We start from the raw sequence: 20,845 nt of genomic DNA, 5'->3' as shown, positions 1-20,845 counted from the left end.
TGCTATATGGTAAAACATCAAGCGCATTGTTGAATATAGATTTTTAGCTTAAACACAGTTTTATATGATATTGCTTGTAAAATCGTTGGTGAGGCAAGTATTTTCCGTTATAATTTAGCACTTTTAAAATCTATGCCACGCACTGGGTTCGATTGTAGAACATTAGACACAACGTACCTTGTTGCATATAGCCAAATTCAAAATTATGGAGTGTCTTGGTTGTGAGTACTCGCTTTATGACATCAGCTGAAATCCGTGAAGCATTTTTGCGTTATTTCGAATCGCAAGGGCATACACGTGTCGCTTCGAGTTCTCTCGTTCCCGCCAACGACCCAACTTTGCTGTTTACCAATGCTGGTATGAACCAGTTTAAAGATTGTTTCTTAGGTTTAGAAAAGCGCGACTATGTCCGTGCTGTTTCATCACAAAAATGTGTACGTGCTGGCGGTAAGCACAATGACCTTGACAACGTCGGTTATACAGCACGTCACCATACTTTCTTTGAAATGTTAGGTAATTTCTCTTTTGGTGATTATTTCAAACAAAATGCATTGAAATTTGCTTGGGAATTTTTGACTAGCGAACAATGGTTAGGCTTACCGAAAGATCGTTTATATGTCACGGTTTATCATACCGATGATGAAGCATTTGATATCTGGAACAAAGAAATCGGGATCGATGCTGAACGTATTATCCGTATTGGTGACAATAAAGGTGGACAATACGCATCAGACAACTTCTGGGCAATGGGTGACACAGGTCCTTGTGGTCCATGTTCTGAAATTTTCTATGATCATGGTGACCATATTTGGGGTGGCTTACCAGGCACACCAGAAGAAGATGGCGACCGTTTCATCGAAATCTGGAACAACGTTTTCATGCAGTTCAACCGCACCGCGGATGGTGTCATGCACCCTCTTCCAGCGCCTTCTGTAGATACAGGTATGGGCTTGGAGCGTATTTCGGCTGTACTGCAACATGTCAATTCAAACTATGAAATTGACCTGTTCCAACACTTATTAAAAGCTGCTGCTGACATCATTGGTTTAGATACCACTGCCATTGAAGCTGAAGCGAAAGCACAAAATAAACCCGTTGAATATCCAGCATCGTTAAAAGTGATTGCAGACCATGCACGTTCATGTTCATTCTTGATTGCTGACGGTGTTAATCCTTCAAATGAAGGTCGTGGTTATGTATTGCGTCGTATTATTCGTCGTGCCGTACGTCATGGTAACAAGTTAGGTGCAACAGGTTCATTCTTCTATAAGATGTTGCAACCGCTGATTGAAGTGATGGGCGATGCTTATCCAGAACTTGCTGCACAGCAAGCACGTATCGAAGCACAGCTTCTTAAAGAAGAAGAGCAATTCGCGAAAACACTTGAGCAAGGTTTGAAATTGCTCGAAGGTGAATTAGCTCAACTGAAAGGCAATGTGATTGCTGGTGAAACTGTATTTAAACTGTATGACACTTACGGCTTCCCGACTGACTTAACGGCTGATATTGCACGTGAGCGTGATCTGACCATTGACGAAGCTGGCTTCGAAGTTGAGATGGCTGCACAACGCCAACGCGCACGTGATGCGGGTAAATTCGCAGTTGACTACAACAGCATTGTCAAAGTTGAAGGCGAAACTCAATTTGATGGCTATGATGCGACTCAAGGCCAAGGTCAAATTGTTGCGATCTATAAAGATGGCGTTCAAGTTGATGAAATCAACGAAGGTGACGAAGCACTGATCGTATTGAACCAAACCCCTTTCTATGCAGAAAGCGGTGGTCAGATTGGCGATACAGGTATTTTCAAAAACGATACTGGTATCTTTGAAGTACAAGATACCAAAAAATCTGGTGGCGCTTTTGTACACCAAGGTATCGTGACCATGGGTAGCCTCAAAGCAACTCAACCTGTTGAAGCAACGGTTAAAGCGGATATTCGTGCAGCAACAGCACGCAATCACTCTGCAACTCACCTTTTACATGCAGCTTTACGTCAGATTCTTGGTGAGCATGTTCAACAGAAGGGTTCTTTGGTTGCCAGCGATATTTTACGTTTCGACTTTGCCAATGACCAACCCGTTTCATTTGAACAATTGCAGCAGATTGAACGCTTAGTCAATGCCGAAGTGATTGCCAATACAGCGGTAAGCACTGAACTGCTTGATATCGAAACAGCAAAAGCCAAAGGTGCGATGATGCTGTTCGGTGAAAAGTATGGTGAAGAAGTTCGCGTACTTTCTATGGGTTCAGTGATTGATGAGAAAAACTTCTCGATCGAACTGTGTGGTGGTATTCACGTAAAACGCACAGGTGATATTGGCCTGTTCAAAATCACCTCTGAAGGTGGTGTCGCAGCTGGTGTTCGTCGTATTGAAGCGGTGACGGGTACTAAAGCACTTGACGTAGTTCAAAAAGCTGAAACTGATATCCAAACCATCAATGCTTTATTGAAAGCACAAAAAGAGCAAACCGTAGAGAAAGTTGAAGCGATTGTTGAAACTGCTTCTAGCCTACAAAAGCAAATTGAACAATTGAATCAAAAGTTAGCCAGCTTCCAAGCAGCTGAACTCTTGGATCAAGTCAAAGACATTGCTGGTCGTCAAACCTTGATTACCACGGTACAAGGTTTAGATGCCAAATCATTACGCAATCTTCATGACAGCGTAAAATCAAAATTAGAAGATGCAGTCATTATTTTAGCTGGTGTTGAAGGTGATAAAGTGAGTTTAATCGCCTCTGTCGCTAAACAATACACTGCAACTCTAAAAGCAGGTGACATCATCAAACACTTGGCTCAAGAGCTGGGTGGTAAAGGTGGTGGTAAACCTGACTTAGCACAAGGTGGCGCGCCACTTAACGAGAAGTTTGATCAAGTCATCGCAGCTTTACCTGCATGGCTTGCGCAATAATAAAGACTTCACTTTTGTGTAACTGACCCTGATGCCTCTCAGGGTCATGGCTTATATGGAACAACTATGGCTTTAATCGTTCAAAAATATGGCGGTACCTCTATGGGTACTCCTGAGCGCATTTTAAATGTTGCTCATCGTGTCAAGCGTTGGCATGATCATGGTCACAAAGTGGTCGTGGTTGTATCAGCAATGAGTGGTGAAACTAACCGCTTACTTGCGCTTGCCAAGGCCATTACCAGCACCCCTGACCCACGTGAATTAGATCAAATGGTGTCAACAGGTGAACAAGTAACGATTTCCATGTTAGCAATGGCACTGAATTCAATTGGTGTAGAAGCGAAGTCATATACAGGTCGTCAAGTTGGGATTAAAACCGACAGCGCATTTACTAAAGCACGTATTGAATCGATTGACACCGATGTGATGACTGCAGATTTAGATGCTGGTCGTGTCATCGTCGTTGCTGGTTTCCAAGGTTATGATGCCAATGGCAATATCACCACTTTGGGTCGTGGTGGTTCTGATACTTCAGGCGTTGCACTTGCTGCGGCCTTGAAAGCAGATGAATGCCAAATCTATACCGATGTGGACGGTGTTTATACAACCGATCCACGTGTGGCACCAAAAGCGAAAAAAGTTGACCGTATCTCTTTTGAAGAAATGCTGGAAATGGCATCTTTAGGTTCAAAAGTGTTACAAATCCGCTCTGTTGAATTCGCAGGCAAATATCAAGTTCCATTACGCGTATTATCAAGCTTTGATAACGAAAATGATGGCGCATTTGATGATGATTTCAAACAAAACGTAGGCACACTAATTACCACTGAGGCAGAAGACGATATGGAACAACCAATCATTGCAGGTATTGCATTTAACCGTGACGAAGCAAAACTAACGATTTTGGGTGTTCCTGATGAGCCAGGTATTGCCTCTAAAATCTTGTCACCGATTAGCAATGCCAACATCGAAGTGGATATGATTATCCAAAACGTTGAAGAAGATGGCACAACTGATTTTACTTTTACCGTGAATCGTAACGACTTGGCAAAAGCAAAAGCAATTTTAGAACAAACTGCAAACAGCATCGAAGGTTGTGAAGTTGTAACACGTGATGACATCGTAAAAGTGTCAATCGTAGGTGTCGGTATGCGCTCACATGCGGGTGTAGCGAGCAAAATGTTCACTGCATTGGCAGAAGAAAGCATTAATATTCTCATGATTTCTACATCAGAAATCAAAGTTTCTGTCATCATCGAAGAAAACTACTTGGAATTGGCAGTTCGTTGTTTACATACAGCTTTTGGTCTAGACCGTGAACACGGCGAAAGCAGTGCTCGTGCTTAATTAATAGCTGCTTAAACATATTTACTCGCAAGTAAATAAGAAAAAAAACAGAGCCACTATAGTTTTTTTAATAGTGGCTCTGTTATATTAGCCTTGAGGTTTTTAAGAAGCTTCTCACAGAACTTACTAAAAAAAATGTTTTTACATATTTCTGTTAGAATTTTCTGTATATTAGGCTGTGCTTTCAAACAATGAATTCCCTGTCGCAAGTTTAAGCGTTTAGCAAGGAGATAAACATGCTGATTCTGACCCGTCGTGTCGGAGAAACATTAATGATTGGGGATCAAGTCAGTGTTACTGTGCTTGGCGTAAAAGGCAATCAGGTGCGTATTGGTGTAAATGCTCCAAAAGAAGTTTCTGTGCATCGTGAGGAAATTTACCAACGTATCCAACATGAGCGTGCCATGCATGAGCATCTGCAACATCTTGATCAAGATTATCAACATTCTTATGAAGAAGAGAATAATGAGTTCCCTCGTCATAACAACTTCAATCGTTAATGCGCAGAATGCTTCTCGAATGATTAAAGCGACTATTCTTAGTCGCTTTAATTGTTTTATAGACCCAAAACTTTCTTGACTGGCCCATAACTGCGGCGATGTTCATCAATTACACCATGGGCCGCAATGGCTTCAAAGTGTGCTTTAGTTGGATAGCCTTTGTGCTTGGCAAAACCATAATCAGGAAATTGTTGGTCAAGTTCCTGCATTTGACGATCACGTGTTACTTTAGCCAGAATACTCGCTGCACTGATTTCAGCATGGCTGGCATCCCCACCAACAATCGCCTCACACGGAATCGTTATTCCTTTTGGAATCTGATTTCCATCCACGATCACTTTGACAGGTTGAGTTGCTAAACCTTCTACTGCACGACGCATGGCAAGAAACGTGGCCTGTAAAATATTCAACTCATCAATTTCAGTGTGACTTGCTTCAGCAATTGACCAAGCTAAAGCTTTTTCCTGAATCTCAACAAAAAGCTTTTCCCGTTTTTTTTCGGTTAGCTTTTTAGAGTCATTTAAGCCTTCAATCGGATTATTTGGATCTAAAATGACTGCGGCAGCAACAACAGAACCTACTAAAGGCCCACGCCCCGCCTCATCTACACCTGCAACTCTCATAAAAAATCTCTAAAGGCTGATGACTCAGCCTATTCTGCTTAACTAGCTTTTTGTAAAGTTTCTGCTACACAAGCATTCACAGTTTGCGAAACAACTTGAGTCACAATGGTCGCACGCGCAGTTGGGTCAATAGCAGCCGTCGCTAATTCAACCGCAGTCACGCTGTTTGGTGCCTTTTCGCTGACACAGCCACACACTTCAGTTTGAATATTGTCGCGCTGTTCCGCTGTCATCAAACGGGTCGCTGTTTTCCAAGCTGGAAGTGCATTGATTTCATTAATACATTTTGCATTTACTGCAACTTTCAATGCCGCCATACCTAACTGCTGAGAAGTTGCTCCAGCCGAATTACTTCCATCTGGCGTAACACATCCTGTTAAAGCTAAAACAACAGGGGCAACAATAAGTACCAACTTTTTCATGATTTCTAACCTGTATCTAAATTTTGGCAGGCGTATTGTGCCTAAATGATACGTTTTATGATATGACTCAGCGCGATCTTTACATAATATAACAATCACACGCCATTTATAAGCTTTACACCGTTCTACTCATAAAACGCTCCGTTACATTTACACTGTAGGAGAATGAAAAAGCGCTATCTATTATTAAAAATAATTACCTATAACAAAGCCAGGATGTTGCAATGTCAACCTCAGCACAATATTACACGCGTACGGCACAAGTTATTCACTGGCTCATGGCTGTTATTTTCATTGCCGCCTGGCTGATTGGCTTCTATAGTGGCAACTTCCTCAGCTATGAGGTTGATGGAAGCTTTAAGGGCAATGTGATTACGCTACATAAGAATATCGCGACCACCATCATTTTCTTGGTTGTGATTCGCATTTTTTGGCGCTATACCCACCCTGCCCCTCAATTGCCAGACACCATGTCGCCGCTGATGAAAACTTTGGCACATGTTGGACATTTCCTGCTGTATTTAATGCTACTCGCACTGCCAATTACAGGCTGTTTATTTAGCTGGAGCGCTGGACACCCTGCACCTGTTTTATATTTATTCGAAATTCCACGCCTAGTACAAGACAATCCAGACTTACTTGCAATTGTTAAACCAATTCACATTTATCTCTCATGGTTTGCGGGTTTATTGGTTGCAGGACATGCTTTAGCGGCAATCAAACATCATTTGATTGATAAAGATAATGTCCTACTCAGTATGTTGCGCCAACCCAAATAAATTTCCATGCATAAAAAAACCGCTTTACGCGGTTTTTTTATTTAGATTTGTTTTACTTCAGCAATCCACTTCTGTTTTTCTTCATCTGAAATAAATGAAGCTTCGAAAGAATTAATTGCCAACTGTTTTAACTCATCATTGTTTAAATCCAAAGCCTGCTGAATCGCCACAAAGTTATCATTCATATAACCACCGAAATATGAAGGATCATCCGAGTTCACAGTAACATGCACGCCCTTCTGTAATAAACGACGGATATTGTGATCAGCCATATCATTGACGACACAGAGTTTTAAATTACTCAAAGGACAAACCGTTAATGGCATTTTCTCAGCAATTAAACGCGTCATCAAACCTTCGTCTTCTTCTGAGCGCACACCATGGTCAATACGATTCACTTTCAGTAAATCCAGCGCTTCCCAGATATATGCTGGCGGACCTTCTTCACCAGCATGCGCTACAATCAAGAAACCTGCTTCACGTGCTTTGGCAAAAACACGTTCAAATTTCGCTGGAGGATGCCCAACTTCACTTGAGTCTAAACCAATCGCGATAATATCATCTTTAAATGGCAATGCCTGTTCCAACGTTTCAAATGCTTTTTCTTCGCTTAAATGGCGCAAAAAACACATGATCAACTGAGAACTGATCCCTAACTTTTCTTTTGCATCTGTACAGGCACGTTTTAAACCAGCCAACACGGTTGCAAACTCAACCCCACGCTCAGTATGCGTTTGTGGGTCAAAGAACATTTCGGTATGTACGACATGGTCTTCAGCACATTTTTCAAAATATGCCCAAGCCAGATCATAAAAATCTTGTTCATGCACCAGCACGTTCGCGCCTGCATAATAGATATCAAGGAATGATTGAAGATTATGGAAGTTATAGGCTTGCTTCACTTCTTCAACCGATTGATAAGGAATCTGAATCTGATTACGCTGTGCAATAGCAAACATCAGTTCTGGTTCAAATGTCCCTTCAATATGCACATGCAATTCGGCTTTGGGTAAAGCACGAATCAGCTCGATTTGATTCATATTAACTCCACGTCTAAAGAAAAAAGGGTGTTATCGAAATAACGCCCTTTAAGCTCTCTTGAAAATGAGCCATTACAACAACAGCTCAAAAAGAGAATGATAAAAGAATAGCGATGTTTTGCTTAGCCACCAAATGCAACAAATTTAAACACCCACAGCGCCGCAATAATCCAGACCATATAAGGAACTGTCTTTGCTTTTCCTGTCAGTAATTTAACTAAAGCATAGCTGATAAAGCCCATCGCAATACCATCCGCAATTGAATAGGTAAATGGCATAAATACGATGGTTAAAAATGCAGGAACTGCTTCAGTAATATCATCCCAATCAATATGTGTAATCCCTTGGATCATCAACACACCAATAAATAATAATGCAGGTGCAGTTGCAAAACCTGGAACAGATTGAGCCAATGGTGCCAAGAACAAGCAACCAATGAATAGGAATGCAACAACGACTGCGGTTAAACCCGTACGCCCGCCAGCTGCAACACCCGAAGCAGATTCAATATAAGGAGTTGTTGAAGAAGTACCTAAAGCAGCACCGGCAACAATTGCAGTTGAGTCAGCAAATAAGGCTTTCTTCAAGCGTGGCAATTTACCATCTTGCAACAAACCTGCACGATGTGATACACCCACTAAGGTTCCTGTACTGTCAAATAAATCGACAATAAAGAACACAAAAATCACCCCAACCATACTGGCAGTAAATAAACCTTTAAAATCCATTTGCATAAAGGTTGGTGCTAAAGAAGGAACTTGACCAACAACACCTTTAAACTCATTCAAGCCCATTGCAGTTGCAATTGCAGTCACCACCAAAATACTGAGGATGATGGCGCCACGGACTTTAAACTGATGTAAAACCACAATCATCAAGAAGCCAAATAAGGCCAATAAGACTGTTGGTTGCTTAATATCCCCAAGCCCCACTAAAGTCGCTGGATTATCAACAATAATGCCTGCATTTTTCAGTGCAATTAAGGCAAGGAATAAACCAATACCACCACCAATTGCAAATTTCAGAGACATTGGAATTGCATTGACAATCGCTTCACGGATTTTAAAGAAGCTGATTGCAAGGAAAACCAAACCTGAGACAAAAACTGCAGCGAGAGCAGTTTGCCAAGGCACGCCCATGCCTAAACAGACTGAATAGGTAAAATAAGCATTTAAGCCCATACCAGGTGCAAGTGCGATTGGGTAGTTCGCAATAATCCCCATGACCAAACACCCAATTGCTGCAGCCAAACAGGTCGCAACAAACACAGCACCGTGATCCATGCCAGTTTCTGAAAGAATGAGTGGGTTTACAATGATGATGTAACACATCGTCAAGAATGTAGTTACACCTGCTAGAACTTCTGTTCTAAAGTTGGTTTTGTTATCGCTTAATTTAAATAAGCGTTCTAGCAAACCAGCCGAAGCATTAGGCGTTGTCATAACATAGCACCTGTTGAAATCTAAGATCGTAGAATGTGAAATCTATACGTTTGTGTTTGCAATCTTTTTTGAATGTACACAAAAAGGTATACAAGGCTCAAAGCAATCTATATGCCAGTTTTGCACTTGCTACGCAGAGAATATGTATAGATTCGATTCCGATATCAAAACGTAAAAAGCCGCATCTCAAAATGCAGCTTTTTATTTAATGGTAAATATTTTAACAGATTCTACTCAAAACTTGAGTATCACAACACAAAAAAAGCGCATTTCATGCCCAATCTCGGATGATTGAGCTAACAATGGTCTTATATTCCCCACAAAAACTAATGTGTACGTTGATATGAGGATAAATGCGTATGAGGACTATGTTGTATTGTGTTCAAGCTACTTTCAGCATCTTGAACAATTTTAAGTAGTTCTTGGCGTTTTTTTGTTTGAGCATCCACATAAGCGACATAACCCAAAATAAGCACCAAAAAGGTCAAGATGATCGTAATTTTAATCTTCATTATTATTATCTCTATTATGAGTTTTCTTTAATGTTAACAAAAAAGAATGAAAACGAGAACAAAAACGCATATTAAAATCACAAATGATAACTACATCACAATTATATAGTTATTTTCATAATTTATTTGCTTAATTTTTACTCAATCAAATATTAGAATATTCCAGTTTTTTTTGCAATGACTTTTTATATAATTCAATAAGATAGATATAAACCATATCTTTGTAATAGAAAAAACTGTTCATTTTCAGCAGCTAAAAAATAAGAAAGCACTTTTGTCTAGACAAAAGTGCTTAAAGTCACAATAACGTATTTAGATTAGAACTGGTAGTTCAAACGCACCAAGAAGTTGCGTGGCGTACCTGGCATTGTATTTGATCTCCAATACACTTTATCTGTTAAATTACTTACCGCTAAGGTCGCACCCCAATGTTCTCCTTTATAACCAACGGCAGCATCGAAACGAGTCCAACCATCAATTTTTGTATCGGGATTATTAGAAATATTGGTATAAAAAGAGCCATTGTAGGTCGCCCCAATCTCTGTATAAATATTATCCAATGGCAAATAACGGATAAATAAATTACCAGTATTTTTGGCTGTATTAGCTAAATAATGTCCTACATTCTCTGGCCTTACTTTATCTTGTTTAACGTCAGCATCAGTATAACCATAGCCGCCACGCACAAATAGATTATCCATCATACGACCGATAAAACTAAACTCCGCCCCCTTAGATTGATGTTCCCCTCCAACGACATATAATGATGGCTCATCATCTGGATTCGGACGGTAACGAATATTTTTCTTACGGATATCGAAGACAGAAAATTGAGTACTTAAACGATCATCGAGCCAATCGCTTTTTATACCTATTTCATATTGTTCATTATATTGCGGTTCAGCATTGAATGTTTCTAAGTCAACCGTCCCACTAGTAAAAGGAGAAAGCCCAGCACTTCCACCAAATGGTGCAAAACTTTTACTATAGGATGTATATAAACTTTGACTGTCAATTGGCTGCCAAACAAATCCGATATTGGGACTAAATGTTTCCGCATCAATTTTAACAGTTGCTCCATAAGTTTGAGATATAGTAGAAGTATCGCGCGTAGAAACTTCATATTGATCATAGCGAGCACCAAGCATCATTTTTAATGTTGGTGTTAATGAAATCAGGTCTTGTACAAAAAATGCTAAACTATCATTATTTTGGTGCGTATAAGAAGTTTCGATTGGCCTACCATTAACTCGATCAAATGATGATTGATAATCTCTTGGATTGTAAGGATTAATTAATTGATAATACAATCCTGCTTTATCGCCACTTGAATAGTTGCCTAACTTCGGCTCTCGGTCTTCATGTGACCAATCTGCACCGACCATCAGTTGGTGTTCTAATTTCCCTGTATTAAACTTACCCGTAATATCAAAGGTATTCGTTGTTGTTTTATTCATGGTTTCTTGCCAAGCATATGATTGCTTGATGTAACCTGGTTTGCAGCCTTTTGTACTATCAGTACAATAACTTCCACCAAAGAAGTTATCGAAATCTTGATTCGCTTGTCGATAACTTAATGCCCAATGGAACTTCCAATCTGGCGCAAATTCGTATTTTAAGTCAGTACGTACTGTTTGTAATTCATCGATAATGAAATCCGATGAGGTTGCAAAACCTGTTTCTCTCAAGATATTTTCAGGGAAACGACTTAATACCGAAAATGAAGGCCCTCGATCTGGAACACGATCTAATTTGTCATAGGTATATTCTGTGGTCCAAAGTAGTTTTTCATCATCACTACGATAAGTCACACTTGGTGAAAACATAGATTGCTTTGTACCAATACCTGAACGAAAACTATTGGTATCAGACTTCTCTCCAACCAAACGTACAGCCCAATTATCATTGACCACTTGATTAATATCTAAAGTACCACCAATATTCTCATAAGATCCGCCATAAACACCAACAGAACTCTTTGAATCAAAATTAGCAAACTTGGTGACCATGTTCACGACACCACCGCCTGCACCACGACCATAAAGTACAGACGCAGGCCCTTTTAAAATCTCGATACGTTCTACATTGGCAGTACTACGACGTACTTGCCCCCCTTCACGCACACCATTACGATAAATATCACTGGTATCGGCACTGAACCCACGAATCATAATGCCATCGCCACGTGTATCATATGTGGTAGTTACGCCTGGCGTCCCTTGTAGCATGACACTAAGGTCATTTGCCCCGTAAATTTTATATTTTTGCACATCAATGGTATCGATGGTCTGCGGGATGTCTTTTTTCTTGAGGCCATTACGAGTCACGCTTGCCTGATCATAATCAATATAACTTTTGACTGGATCAAGCTCACTCATCGCCTCAATTTTAATGGTCGGCATCACTGCAGCTGGTGCAGCAGTCTCATTGGCAAACGCATACTGTGCTTGCAATAGCATCATGCTTAACAAGCTAAATTTAAAAATAGGCTTGTGATGCATATTTAAAGGTAAAGAACGCATAAAACTTCTCAAAAAACTCAGACAAAAATTAAAAAAATATTAAAAATTAAAAAACACTACAATTTTAATAAAAATCATTCTCATTTTCATCATTTTTTGCATTAATTTTTTAACTTAATAGGCCATTTCTTATGCATTTAAAATTTATGCTTTATTCTCATCTTCAAACCCAAGCTTGAAAATAATTTTTAAATCTTTGAGTTCTTAGGAGTAAATTCCATTTTTCTACACAATTTTACATTAGGCTACACGGAAAATAATTTGATCATTTTTTGGGGTTTGACAATGAAGAATACTATTTCTTATGGAAAGTTGAGTGTACTCAGCTCAGCCTTACTCAGTATAAGTGCATCCATTTACGCGACCGAACCCCAGATTAAGCCACCCACTTCAACGTCGACAGAATCAAGCACACAGCTTTTACCAACCCTTTCATTCAAAGCTTCTGCAGAACCCCAAAAAGCCAAAGATGATGACATTAGTGCGGTACCGAAAACTATCATTAGCCGTGAAGAAATGCTGCAATACGGCGACCAATCTGTGATGGATGCTTTAAGACGCGCTGCTGGATTTCAGATCCCTGCTTTTGGCCAAGGACCACGCGGTGGTAGTGGTGCTTCAGGCATGCGTTTTCGTGGTGGCGGAGCACCCACCTTTTTAGTCAACGGTGAACCAGTGCAAGGAGGTCCTCGTGGTGGGATGTCCGTCATTGATACCATTACGCCAGAAATGATTGAACGTATTGAAGTGATCAAACAACCGAGTGTTGCCCAAGCCTCAGTTGCATCCTCCGCTGTCATAAACATTATTTTAAAAGAGCCATTAGATATCCGCTTAAATGGAACAGTAAAATTAGGCTACGGCTTACGTGATAATGGTGAACAACAATCAGAGCGTAAACAAATCAACATTCAAGCAGACGGTCGTGAAAATCAGTGGTCGTATAGTGTCTCTGCCAATCAAATGTGGATAGACAATACCTCAATGACTAAAACAGAAACAGCAACAGGAACGCGTGAACAACTTCGTACCACTAACCGTACCATGCAGATGTTTTCCCCTCGCTTACAATATGATCTGGATGATCAACAAAAGTTGATTGCTGAATTGTTCTATCGCAATATCAAAATGGATGGCTATTCGGCCAATCAGACTCAAGATGACAAAAACGATAGTATTCGCTTAAACACCCGTTATGAACGTAAAGACAAAGATCTGAGTGATAAAATCCGTTTGTCTGTTGAACGTCAGACGGAAACCCAACTCACCCGCTCGCCACAAAATACAACTTATACCGATGAAACTGTAAATGAGTATGGTCTTGCCTATGATGGGGTTCGTAAATTAGATAAAGACCGTCAAATTAAATTTGGTTTTGATACACGTAGCAACGAACTCGATAGTAATGTGAGCAAAAGCCTTGATGAACAACGCTATGCTGTTTATGGTGAGGGTAGCTGGCGTTTTACCGACCGCCAAACCATCACTGTAGGTGCACGCCAAGAATGGTTAAATCGTTCGGGCTTGGTTGATTACCAAGATCAACATTTAAGTCCTGTTTTGGCATATCGTTTTGACCTAACCGAGCAATGGTCGATTCAAACCAATTTAAGCCAAGCGTTTAAAAGTCCGAATACCGATCGACTGATTCCGAATGTGACTGTCTCTACAGATACTGATGCAGGTAGCTTGAATAATCCCGATCGTGGCGGCAATCCCAATCTAAAACCAGAAAAAATCCGTGCAGCTGAATCTACCCTCGCCTATGACTCTGCCAGTGGTGGTGTGAGCGTCACGGCGTATCATCGTGAAATTAAAGATTACATCGAGAAAGTCATCGCACTTGAAGGCACACGTTATGTGGAGCGCCCACAAAACCAAGATCAAGCGACCACCTATGGTGTTGAATTATCTGGACGCTATGCACTCAAACAAACTGAAGCTGGGCATTCATTTATGCTCAATGGGCAAGTCTCAACAATTCGCGCCAAAATTGAAGATGAGCAACACCGTGAACGCTTAGCCAGTGATGTTGCGCCTTATAATACCAGTGCGGGCTTATCGTATAGCTATAAACCATGGCAACTTTCAACCAGTGTGAACGTGAGTTACACGCCTGAATTTACCCGCGCCTTAGATGGCCAACCGTATGATCGCACCACCAATGAACGTTTTAGCTTAGATTTGAGTGCAACCAAACGCTTTAGTCATGGCTGGGCAGCAAGTCTTAATCTAAATAATCTCTTAAGCACCCATTATAAGGAACGCCTCACCAATCAAACAGATGGCAGCTTATATCAGGCGAGAAGCAATGAAAGTATCCCCTCTATCCAATTCTCACTAGAGAAAAAATTCTAATTTTTTCGCTATAACATGATTAAAACCACTGAAGTCAGCTTATGCATCGCTGACTTTTTAATTTCAATAAAATAAGCAGTAAAGCGAACGAGGACAATCACTTATATGTAAAATGCTATACTGCAGCCAAACTTATCCATCAGAGCCTAGAACAACATGAGAGCCGAGTTAAAAGCCAAAATTATCCATATTTGCGATGAAAAAATTGCCAAAAAAGGCGAAACCGTCGGGCTTTCTTTTTATGCTTTCTTCGCCAATAAAAATGATGATCCTGAACTTCTCATGGAGGCTGCACATTGGTGGATCATGGAGCATCGACTGGATCACTTTGAAAAAGCCAGCAAGATTAAAGCACTGGTCTTAGCTTAATCTGATTGATTGTAAGGTTGAATACACATCACATTGACAACGTTGTTAAAATGGAATGAGTCAGCATAATTTACATGGTACTTATCTTTGCATAAGTACCTTCCCCGCTCGTATTTAAACTCAATCCATTTCTATATTAAAAAGAACAGCGTATATTATTTTAAAACACATCTTTATCCTGTTTTATGACTTCAAAAAAAACCAGTGATGCAGGTATCTTTTTATGGATGGTCTATCAAACCATGCAAAAAATGAATCTGGATGCCGCCGCGATCTTTGCTCGGGTTCATTTACCTGATCAACCACCTGATAAGTTTGTCCGCCGAGACAACGCCACACAACGGCGTTTTTGGCAAGCAGCACAACAAATCAGTCAAGATTCAGATGTTGGCTTGCATGTAGGTCACCATATTCCTCCTTTTCGGGGACAAGTCGTTGAATATCTTTTTTTGAGCAGCCCCACATTTGGTGAAGGCTTAAAACGTACGATTCGTTATCAAGCCTTGCTCACCGACGCAATGTCCTTCCAACTTGATCTCATTAACGAAACAACAGCGATGATCTCAGGTCTCAATCATCCAGTACGACATTATCTAGAATGTGCAATCGGGATTCTGCTTAACTTCTTAAAATATATTAGTGACGGAACTTTTACGCCGACTGAAATTGGCCTGCCTCACCCAGAGGGTGCGCATCAACAGGAATATCAAAAAATCTGGGGATGTCCCGTCAAACTCAGTCAAAGTAATGGCTATATCTGCTTTAATGCAACTCAGTTGAATACACCCTCTCCCGCCTATGAAGCCGAGTTGCTAAAAGTTCACGAACACCATGCTGCTTCACAACTTGAGTTACTGAATAAACATCAACTGATTTATGCAATCGAAAAGATCTTGGCTAATGGTTTACTAGAATCAGGGGAATTTGATCAAAATAGTGTAGCGCAACATTTAAATCGCAGCGCTCGTAGCTTAAGAGCTGATTTACAACTGTTAAATACCAGCTATGAAAAAGTCATTGCCCATTATCGTGAGCGTCTGGCACGGCGACTACTTTCCCAAACCCAAGAAAGCATCGACCAGATTGTTTATCTGACTGGCTTTTCTGAGCCCTCAGCATTTTCAAGAGCATTTAAACGTTGGACTGGGGAAACGCCAACGGCATATCGCCAACGCAAACAAATTTGAATTGATTGAACAGGCAAATAAAAGCTGCCAGATCAGTCAAAACAATTCCTGTAAACCTTCTTAAAATCCGATCCATGTTTTACGAGGTAATCTCTCATGATCGGTTTTCCAGTCGGTATTTTTGTCGCTAATGGTATGGAATGGTATTTTCACAAAGTCTGGTTACATGAATTTCCAAGCAAAAATAGAAACAGCCCATTCTTTACCCATATCGCGCATCATAAACGCGCTCGCTTAAATGACTTTCATGATGAAGGTTATGCTGAGTCGATGTTTAAAAATTCTGAAATGTATAATGAAAAATCAGCACTCATCGGCTTAGCTGCTGCATCCACCATTTTTCTACCGGTTGCACCTTTCTTTACCGCGGGTCTGTACTATGGCATTTGGAATTATTGGAAGGTGCATGCCAAATCACACCTCGATCCAGAGTTCGCTAAAAAACGCATTCCTTGGCACTATGATCACCACATGACCAGCAATCAAAATGCCAATTGGTGTGTGACTAAGCCATGGTTTGATTATATTATGGGAACTCGGGTGATGACTGATGCATCTGTGACCGAAACCAATCCCTTAGCGATCAACATGCCGAAATGGCTAGAAAGAAGAGTGAATCGCGTAGCACGCCACCTCTTACCAAAAGCCTATGCGCAAATTGATGCCAATACGCAATTTGATCAGCAAAATTTAAAACAAGAGATTGAGGTAGCGTTATAAAAATAGCCAAAGATTTTCTTAAACCGAGCTAATACAGCTCGGTTTTTTATTATTACAATATTAATGCGAGCTGGTTTTAGACAGCAAATTAAGAATCAACACACCACTCATAATCAAGACAATCCCAATGATTCCCCAAATATCCAGTTTTTGGTCGAACACAAACCACGCTACTGTAGTAATCAAAACAATTCCAACGCCAGACCAAATCGCATACGCAACGCCGACAGGAATCGTTTTTAAGGTTAGAGATAAGCAATAAAATGCAATCACATAACCCACCACAACCACAATAGAAGCAACAGGCTTGGTAAAACCTTCACTACTTTTTAAGGCAGAGGTTGCGATCACTTCTGCAGTAATCGCAATGAATAAAATTAGCCAATTGTTCATTTACTCATCGCCCCAATTAAACAGAATTTGCTTAGCAGAAAAAAACACCCTTCTACAAAGGGTGTTTTTAACATTAACGACAATAGACGAAGGCGGCAATTACGCCGACTTTTTCGCCATATTATTTTTACGGATCGTGATCATCAATAACTGTACCGCAGCTGGTGTTACCCCAGGGATACGACTTGCTTGCGCTAAGGTTTCAGGGCGAACAGTGTTTAACTTTAATGTGATCTCACGTGATAAACCTGAAATACCCTCATATTCAAAATCAGCAGGGATTCTAGTTTCTTCAAGACGTTTTAATTGAGCCACATCTTCATGTTGACGATTAATATAACCTTGGTATTTTACCGCAATTTCAATTTGCTCGCCCACTTGCTCAGATACTTCTGAACCAGTTAATTCAGCAATTTGAGTAAAATTGATATTCGGACGTTTCAGCAAATCGATGGCACTACATTCTTTACTCAGATCAGCACCGGTCATTTCGACGAATTTTTTACCCATTGGGTTATTCGGCGCCGCCCATAAATGCTGTAAACGAGAGGTTTCACGCTCAACTGCTTCCATTTTTTCACTATATGCAGCCCAACGCTCATCATCTACCAAACCAAGTTCACGGCCAATAGAGGTTAAACGTTGATCGGCGTTGTCTTCACGCAACATCAAACGATATTCCGCACGCGAAGTGAACATACGGTACGGCTCTTTGGTACCCAATGTAATCAAATCGTCAACCAATACACCCATATAAGCTTGATCACGTTTTGGTGTCCATTCTTCTTGTTCCCACGCACGGCGTGCAGCGTTTAAGCCCGCAAGCAACCCTTGTGCACCCGCTTCCTCATAACCAGTAGTCCCGTTGATTTGACCAGCAAAGTACAGATTTTGAATCGCTTTGGTTTCAAGTGTGAATTTTAATGCTTGCGGATTGAAGTAGTCATATTCAATTGCATAGCCCGGACGTAGAATATGTGCATTTTCCATACCACGGATTGAACGAACCAAATTGAACTGCACGTCAAATGGTAGAGAAGTTGAAATTCCGTTTGGATAAAGCTCATGGGTATCTAAGCCTTCTGGTTCCAAGAACACTTGATGTGAATCTTTATCAGCAAAACGATGAATTTTATCTTCAATTGATGGGCAATAACGTGGACCAACACCCTCAATCACACCGGTATACATTGGTGAACGATCTAGACCACCACGAATAATCTCATGGGTTTTTTCGCTGGTATGCGTGATATAGCAATTCACTTGTTCAGGATGCATAGAAGCATCCCCCATAAATGACATCACTGGAGATGGGAAATCACCCGGCTGTGGTGTCATGACAGAAAAATCGACGGTGCGGGCATCAATACGTGGTGGAGTTCCCGTCTTTAAACGCCCAACAGGTAATTTCAGCTCACGCAAACGATGCGCTAAAGCAATTGATGGAGGATCACCCGCACGGCCACCACTTGAGTTCTGTAGACCAACGTGGATCACGCCTCCCAAGAAAGTCCCTGTCGTCAATACCACTGTTTTGGTATCAAAACGGATGCCCATTTGGGTCACAACACCTTTAACGGTATCGCCTTCAACAATTAAGTCGTCTGCAGCTTGCTGGAAAATATCCAGATTCGCCTGATTTTCTAAAGTATCGCGAATCGCTGCTTTATAACGTACACGGTCCGCTTGCGCACGTGTTGCACGGACAGCCGCACCTTTACGAGAGTTTAAAATACGGAATTGAATACCACCTTTATCCGCAGCAAGTGCCATTGCACCACCAAGTGCATCGATCTCGCGAACAAGATGTGATTTACCAATACCACCAATTGCTGGGTTACAGCTCATCTGCCCCAAAGTTTCAATGTTATGCGTTAACAATAATGTTTGTCTTCCCATACGTGCCGCAGCAAGCGCTGCTTCCGTACCAGCGTGACCGCCGCCAATTACGATAACGTCGTAAACTTTAGGATAGTGCATAGTGGTAAATGTGTATTCAAAAAATGACAGAGCATTATACAGGAGTTTTGCATTAAATTGCCAAAAACCGTCAAGATAGTTGAGGATTGCAACTCCCTGTTCTGGCTACAGAACATACAAAAAGAAACCTTATGTTGCATTTTTCTCTTAGACGGCACACAGCGATTCATCACTATTAACTTGAACACCACTGTTTTATCTGCCCAGTTTCTTATTCTAAAAAGTGTATAAAAAATACTTTAGGACAATGATATGAACTCAAAGCTTTTATTTTCATCTCTTATTTGTAGCCTATGTTTTAGCGTAGCTGCGCATGCAGATACCAAAGCTAGCCAAGACCAACAGGCCAAAAAATATCAACAGGTCTGTAAAGGCAAAAAACAAGGTGATCCAGTTTCATTTGCATTTAAAGGCGTTGTTTTCAATGGTTCATGTGAGCCAAATGAAGCGGGTAAGTTAGCATTCCAACCGCCAACACCAGCATCTAATGCGACCGTCGAGACCCAAAGTCGCCTTTCTGAAACCCAGTCTGCTCCTCGTCCAGTCAGTAGTGCACCTGTAGACAATAGTACTGCGCCTATGGAAGCGCCTCCTATGGCTCCTACACCGCCAGTAGCGCCTGATGTCGAACAAACTGCACCTTAATGCAGAATAAACAAATGATATAAAAGAAGGCCAAATTTGGTCTTCTTTTATATAAAAACAATATAATAGATTGCATTAGGACAAAATATTTCATCTTAAAATTGTAATCTGTCTACTTTATAATCCCTTTAACAAGCATGAATCTATTACAATAAGCACAAATACATTTATTTAGGTTTTCCTGTGAACTGGCTACAAATTCATATTACTGTTGATCAAAACCAAGTCGAACTGACCGAAACATTACTCCTGTCATTAGGCGCGGTGAGCGTGACTTTAGATGATGCTGAAGACCAAGCTTTGCTTGAGCCATTACCTGGAGAAACCCCGCTTTGGAATAAAGTTATCGTCACGGGGATTTACCAACAAGAAGAAGATGACCCAATTGATGTCGATACTTTAGAAGCTTTCTTAAAAGGCCAACTTCCTGATGTACCTATGCGCCATGAATATCTGGAAAACCAAGTTTGGGAACGCGCGTGGATGGATTATTACGAACCAATTCAAATTGGTGAAAAATACTGGATCGTACCAGAATGGTTAGAACCCCCTGAAGCTGATGCAACCAATATCAAGCTAGATCCAGGTCTGGCTTTCGGTACTGGCAACCATGCCAGCACTTTCTTGTGCCTGCAGTGGTTAGGTAAAACCGATGTAAAAGACAAAGTTGTCATCGATTATGGTTGTGGTTCAGGCATCTTAGGTGTTGCGGCTTTACTATTGGGTGCTAAAAAAGTCTATGCGACTGATATTGACCCACAAGCGGTACTTGCGACTAAACAAAATGCAGAATTAAATGGTGTACTGGATCGTCTTTCTGTAGGATTACCCGAAGAGTTTGATCAAGAATTTAAACCACAACAAGCAGATGTCCTTGTCGCCAATATTTTAGCGGCACCTTTAATGGCACTTGCGCCTGAATTCTCAACTTTAATAAAAAATGAGGGCGAGTTCGCACTTGCTGGTGTAATCGAAGAGCAAGTTGCTGATGTTTCTAGTGTTTACTCACAGTTTTTTGATATATTAGAGATCGAAAAGCGTGAAGAGAACTGGTGTCGCATTTCAGGAAAACGTAAAACAACAATTTGAGAACA

At 40.8% G+C, this 20,845-nt stretch carries 18 protein-coding genes; 10 read left to right on the top strand and 8 right to left on the bottom strand.

Annotated features, from left to right (window positions below; translation table 11 throughout):
- The first annotated feature begins 221 nt into the window (after positions 1-221).
- The 3 genes from alaS to csrA all read left to right on the top strand — a co-directional run bounded on the left by alaS (position 222) and on the right by csrA (position 4,759).
- A complete protein-coding gene (gene alaS, locus F957_RS12400) occupies positions 222-2,912 on the top strand; it encodes an alanine--tRNA ligase (protein WP_016540958.1) in 2,691 nt (896 codons plus the stop codon).
- A gap of 66 nt (positions 2,913-2,978) precedes the next feature.
- A complete protein-coding gene (locus F957_RS12405; RefSeq protein ID WP_016540957.1) occupies positions 2,979-4,259 on the top strand; it encodes an aspartate kinase in 1,281 nt (426 codons plus the stop codon).
- A 236-nt stretch (positions 4,260-4,495) separates the two neighbouring features.
- Entirely contained in the window at positions 4,496-4,759 is a 264-nt protein-coding gene (gene csrA, locus F957_RS12410) for a carbon storage regulator CsrA (protein WP_004654447.1), read from the top strand.
- A 56-nt stretch (positions 4,760-4,815) separates the two neighbouring features.
- Here the strand turns inward: csrA and rnhB are convergent, their stop codons facing one another.
- Together rnhB and F957_RS12420 are read right to left on the bottom strand one after the other, a co-directional pair.
- Positions 4,816-5,382, bottom strand: coding sequence for a ribonuclease HII (rnhB, locus tag F957_RS12415; protein WP_016540956.1), 567 nt, complete (start codon positions 5,380-5,382; stop codon positions 4,816-4,818).
- Between the two features lie 38 nt (positions 5,383-5,420).
- On the bottom strand, positions 5,421-5,804 hold the full coding sequence (locus tag F957_RS12420) for a hypothetical protein (protein WP_016540955.1): 384 nt from the start codon (positions 5,802-5,804) through the stop codon (positions 5,421-5,423).
- Positions 5,805-6,028: 224 nt separating this feature from the next.
- On the opposite strand from F957_RS12420, the gene F957_RS12425 reads away from it, so the two are divergent.
- Positions 6,029-6,583 (top strand): cytochrome b, encoded by a 555-nt coding sequence (locus F957_RS12425; protein ID WP_016540954.1) that lies wholly within the window; start codon positions 6,029-6,031, stop codon positions 6,581-6,583.
- A gap of 41 nt (positions 6,584-6,624) precedes the next feature.
- Here F957_RS12425 and F957_RS12430 read toward each other — a convergent pair whose 3' ends face one another.
- From F957_RS12430 to F957_RS12445, 4 genes are all read right to left on the bottom strand, one after another.
- A complete protein-coding gene (locus tag F957_RS12430; RefSeq protein WP_016540953.1) occupies positions 6,625-7,623 on the bottom strand; it encodes an adenosine deaminase in 999 nt (332 codons plus the stop codon).
- A gap of 122 nt (positions 7,624-7,745) precedes the next feature.
- Positions 7,746-9,065 (bottom strand): NCS2 family permease, encoded by a 1,320-nt coding sequence (locus F957_RS12435; protein WP_016540952.1) that lies wholly within the window; start codon positions 9,063-9,065, stop codon positions 7,746-7,748.
- 326 nt (positions 9,066-9,391) lie between these two features.
- Entirely contained in the window at positions 9,392-9,577 is a 186-nt protein-coding gene (locus F957_RS21870; RefSeq protein WP_016540951.1) for a hypothetical protein, read from the bottom strand.
- A gap of 317 nt (positions 9,578-9,894) precedes the next feature.
- Positions 9,895-12,099 carry a TonB-dependent receptor gene (locus tag F957_RS12445; protein ID WP_016540950.1) on the bottom strand — a complete coding sequence of 735 codons (2,205 nt, stop codon included), beginning with the start codon at positions 12,097-12,099 and terminating at the stop codon, positions 9,895-9,897.
- A 285-nt stretch (positions 12,100-12,384) separates the two neighbouring features.
- On the opposite strand from F957_RS12445, the gene F957_RS12450 reads away from it, so the two are divergent.
- From F957_RS12450 to F957_RS12465, 4 genes are all read left to right on the top strand, one after another.
- Positions 12,385-14,457 (top strand): TonB-dependent receptor plug domain-containing protein, encoded by a 2,073-nt coding sequence (locus F957_RS12450; RefSeq protein WP_016540949.1) that lies wholly within the window; start codon positions 12,385-12,387, stop codon positions 14,455-14,457.
- Between the two features lie 156 nt (positions 14,458-14,613).
- Complete coding sequence (locus F957_RS12455) at positions 14,614-14,826, top strand: DUF6500 family protein (protein ID WP_016540948.1); 213 nt, start codon at positions 14,614-14,616, stop codon at positions 14,824-14,826.
- Positions 14,827-15,011: 185 nt separating this feature from the next.
- Positions 15,012-16,013: an AraC family transcriptional regulator gene (locus F957_RS12460; RefSeq protein WP_016540947.1), complete on the top strand. Its 1,002-nt coding sequence runs from the start codon at positions 15,012-15,014 to the stop codon at positions 16,011-16,013.
- 96 nt (positions 16,014-16,109) lie between these two features.
- Positions 16,110-16,733, top strand: coding sequence for a sterol desaturase family protein (locus F957_RS12465; RefSeq protein ID WP_016540946.1), 624 nt, complete (start codon positions 16,110-16,112; stop codon positions 16,731-16,733).
- Positions 16,734-16,793: 60 nt separating this feature from the next.
- On the opposite strand, the gene F957_RS12470 is transcribed toward F957_RS12465, so the two are convergent.
- Together F957_RS12470 and mnmG are read right to left on the bottom strand one after the other, a co-directional pair.
- Positions 16,794-17,126, bottom strand: coding sequence for a DMT family transporter (locus tag F957_RS12470; protein ID WP_016540945.1), 333 nt, complete (start codon positions 17,124-17,126; stop codon positions 16,794-16,796).
- Positions 17,127-17,225: 99 nt separating this feature from the next.
- A complete protein-coding gene (mnmG, locus tag F957_RS12475) occupies positions 17,226-19,106 on the bottom strand; it encodes a tRNA uridine-5-carboxymethylaminomethyl(34) synthesis enzyme MnmG (RefSeq protein WP_016540944.1) in 1,881 nt (626 codons plus the stop codon).
- 252 nt (positions 19,107-19,358) lie between these two features.
- Here mnmG and F957_RS12480 point away from each other — a divergent pair, with 252 nt between their 5' ends.
- The gene (locus F957_RS12480; RefSeq protein ID WP_016540943.1) at positions 19,359-19,751 is read left to right on the top strand and encodes a hypothetical protein; all 393 of its coding nucleotides are present in this window, start codon (positions 19,359-19,361) and stop codon (positions 19,749-19,751) included.
- Positions 19,752-19,934: 183 nt separating this feature from the next.
- Positions 19,935-20,840: a 50S ribosomal protein L11 methyltransferase gene (gene prmA, locus F957_RS12485; RefSeq protein ID WP_016540942.1), complete on the top strand. Its 906-nt coding sequence runs from the start codon at positions 19,935-19,937 to the stop codon at positions 20,838-20,840.
- The last annotated feature ends 5 nt before the right edge of the window (positions 20,841-20,845 follow it).

It is taken from the genome of Acinetobacter gyllenbergii CIP 110306 = MTCC 11365, from assembly GCF_000413855.1.
Taxonomy (GTDB): domain Bacteria; phylum Pseudomonadota; class Gammaproteobacteria; order Pseudomonadales; family Moraxellaceae; genus Acinetobacter; species Acinetobacter gyllenbergii.
Note: the sequence above shows the minus strand (reverse complement) of the source record. Positions and strands in the feature narration are given on the sequence as shown.